Below are 2,987 nucleotides of genomic sequence, written 5' to 3'. Positions count from 1 at the left end.
CTGACCTTTGGTGGAAATCCCGTTTTCGATGGCCTGACCCTTGCGGTCCAGAGCGGCGATCGCGTCGCGCTGGTCGGTCGCAACGGCTCCGGCAAGTCCACCCTGATGAAGGTGATGGCCGGTCTGGTCGAACCGGACCGCGGCGACATCGTGGTGCCGCCCGGGGTCGCGGTCGGCTATATGGAGCAGGAACCCGAGATGGCGGGTTTCGCGACACTGGGCGATTTCGCCAGCGCCGGGCTGGAGCCGGGCGAGATGTACAAGGTGGAGCGCGCCGGCGAGGGGCTGAAGTTCGACCCGGCGCGGGCGGTGGCGACCGCCTCGGGGGGCGAGCGGCGGCGCGCGGCGCTGGCGCGGCTGATGGCCGAGGCGCCCGAGCTGATGCTGCTGGACGAGCCCACCAACCATCTGGATATCGAGGCCATCGGCTGGCTCGAGGCGGAACTGGCCACCACCCGCAACGCCTATGTGCTGATCAGCCACGACCGCGCCTTCCTGCGGGCGCTGACCCGGGCGACGCTGTGGATCGACCGCGGCATGGTGCGGCGCCAGGAAAAGGGTTTCGAGCATTTCGAGGCCTGGCGTGACAAGATGTGGGAAGAGGAAGACCTGGCGCGCCACAAGCTTGATCGCAAGATCAAGTCCGAGGCCCGCTGGGCGGTCGAGGGCATCAGCGCGCGGCGCAAGCGCAACATGGGCCGGGTGCGGGCGCTGGGGGATCTGCGCTCCGAGCGGGCGGCGATGATCCGGCGCCAGGGCACGGCGGCGATGGAGCTGAGCGCGGGGCCGAAGTCGGGCAAGAAGGTGATCGAGGCCAAGGCGGTTGAAAAGGCCTTCGCGGACAAGGGAATCGTCCGTGGTTTCGATCTCACGGTGCAGCGCGGCGATCGCGTGGCCTTTGTCGGGCCGAACGGGGTCGGCAAGACCACCCTGATCAAGATGCTGTTGGGCGAGATCGCGCCGGACCGGGGCGAGGTCAGGCTGGGCACCAACCTGGTGCCGGCGGTGTTCGACCAGTCGCGGGCCGCGCTGGACCCGGAGATGACGCTGTGGGACAGTCTGACCGGCGATCCCGAGATGCGGGTGTCGGGCAAGGCCGATCAGGTCATGGTGCGCGGCATGCCGCGCCATGTGGTGGGCTACCTGAAGGATTTCCTGTTCGACGAACGCCAGGCGCGGGCGCCGGTGCGCTCGCTGTCGGGGGGCGAGAAGGCGCGGCTGCTGTTGGCCAAGCTGATGGCGCGCGAGAGCAATATCCTGGTGCTGGACGAGCCGACGAACGACCTTGACGTCGAGACGCTGGACCTGTTGCAGGAGCTGCTGGACGATTATGACGGCACCGTCATCCTGGTCAGCCACGACCGTGATTTCCTTGACCGTGTCGCCACCACCACGGTGGCCATGGAAGGTGACGGGCGGGCGGTGGTCTATGCCGGCGGCTGGAGCGATTACCGGGCGCAGCGGCAGGACAGGCTGCCGAAGAGCGACGACAAGTCAAAACCCAGGGCAGAGAAGGCGGCCAAGCGGGAAAAGGCGGTGCGCGAGGGGCTCAGCTTTACCGAGAAGCACCGGCTCGAGGCGCTGCCGGGGATCATGGACCGGCTGGGGGCGGAGATCGCCAAGCTCGAGGAATTCCTGATGGATCCGGAGCTGTTCTCGAGGGAGCCGGCGAAGTTCAGCAAGGCCAGCGCGGCGCTGGTCGAGCGGCAGACGGCCCTGGCTGAGGCCGAAGAGGAATGGCTGATGCTCGAGGAGAAGGCCGAGGCCGGATAGGCAGGCTTCGCGACTTCGGTTGCGGCGCGGTCAGCCCGGCTGCGGGCCGGCGTCTTCTTTACTTGGCGGATCTGGCAGGCGGACCCGGGGCGCGTAGCCATTGGTCAGCGCCCGCAGGGTGGTTTGGGGGGTGAGCACGGTGACACGGCCCGTGGGGCGCGGGCGCGGGGCACCGTAGCCGGCCGGGGAAAACCGATGCAGCGCCCCCTGCCAGAGCAGCGCCGGGGTGTTGCGGTCAAGAAGGAAGGCGCCCTCGGGCAGGGTTGCGATCTCGGCCTGGTGACGGCGCTGGCCGAACCGGCCGGACAGGGCGCGCTCGGCGTGCAGCCGCGCATCGAAATCCTTGATCGAACCCTGATGCCCGGCGGCGTCGAGGAAGGCGCGATAGGCGCCGCGTCGGCATTGGCCGCAGGGTCGGTGCCCGGCGGCCAGCGCCACGGCCTCGTCGTGGAAGAACAGTTCGGTGTAGCGGCCCGGCGCCATCACGCGGCGCCGGCGGCCGCCAAACTCGGTCAGGCAGCAGACCCAGGCCCTGTGGCGCCAGCGCGCCCTGCCGAGCCGCCCCTCGGCGTCATGCAGGATGCCGCGATTGCCCATGAAGGCGCCGCGCGCCGGATGGGCGAGAAAGGCGCCGTCGGGCTGAACGCGGTTCTGCCGTGGCATCACATCATGCGCAGCGCGCCGTCGATGCGGATCACCTCGCCGTTGAGATAGCCGGCTTCGACGATGAACTGCGCCAGTTGCGCATATTCCTGCGGCCGGCCGAGGCGTTTGGGGCAGGTGACATCGGCGGCGAGCTGGTCCTGCACCTCCTGCGGCAGGCCCTGAAGCATCGGGGTGAGGAAGATCCCCGGTGCGATCGCCATGACGCGGATGCCGCTGCGCGCGAGGTCGCGGGCCATCGGCAGCGACAGGCCGACGATACCGCCCTTGGAGGCCGCATAGGCCGCCTGTCCGCGCTGGCCGTCCATGGCGGCGATCGAGGCGGTGTTGATGATGACGCCGCGGGCGCCGTCTTCTTCGGGCGCGTTCCGGGCGATCACCTCGGCAGCAAGGCGGGCGACGTTGAAGCTGCCCACAAGGTTGATGTCGATGGTCTGCTGGAAAGTGTGCAGCGGGTGCGGGCCGTTTTTGCCCAGCGTGGTGGCGGCGGGGGCGATGCCGGCGCAGTTGACGGCGGCGGTGATGCCGCCCATGGCCTCGGCCGCGGCATT

Annotated in this window: 3 protein-coding genes; 1 reads left to right on the top strand and 2 read right to left on the bottom strand. The window is 69.3% G+C overall.

Going from position 1 to position 2,987, the window contains the following annotated elements; all coding sequences use genetic code 11:
- Window positions 1-1,773: ABC-F family ATP-binding cassette domain-containing protein (locus tag ABZD10_RS14860; protein WP_372887697.1), on the top strand; the 1,773-nt coding region annotated here is incomplete at its 5' end.
- Window positions 1,774-1,803: 30 nt separating this feature from the next.
- On the opposite strand, the gene ABZD10_RS14855 is transcribed toward ABZD10_RS14860, so the two are convergent.
- Together ABZD10_RS14855 and ABZD10_RS14850 are read right to left on the bottom strand one after the other, a co-directional pair.
- Window positions 1,804-2,436, bottom strand: a complete 633-nt coding sequence (locus ABZD10_RS14855) for a hypothetical protein (RefSeq protein WP_372887695.1) — start codon at window positions 2,434-2,436, stop codon at window positions 1,804-1,806.
- Window positions 2,436-2,987: SDR family oxidoreductase (locus ABZD10_RS14850; RefSeq protein WP_372887693.1), on the bottom strand; the 552-nt coding region annotated here is incomplete at its 5' end. The genes ABZD10_RS14850 and ABZD10_RS14855, both read right to left, overlap by 1 nt.

The sequence above is a fragment of the Shimia sp. genome, from assembly GCF_041624275.1.
Classification (GTDB): domain Bacteria; phylum Pseudomonadota; class Alphaproteobacteria; order Rhodobacterales; family Rhodobacteraceae; genus Shimia.
Note: the sequence above shows the minus strand (reverse complement) of the source record. Positions and strands in the feature narration are given on the sequence as shown.

Coding starts and splice junctions, on each gene's coding strand:
- ABZD10_RS14855 (WP_372887695.1), bottom strand. CDS start 2,436: ATGCCACGGCAGAACCGCGTTCAGCCCGACGGCGCCTTTCTCGCCCAT.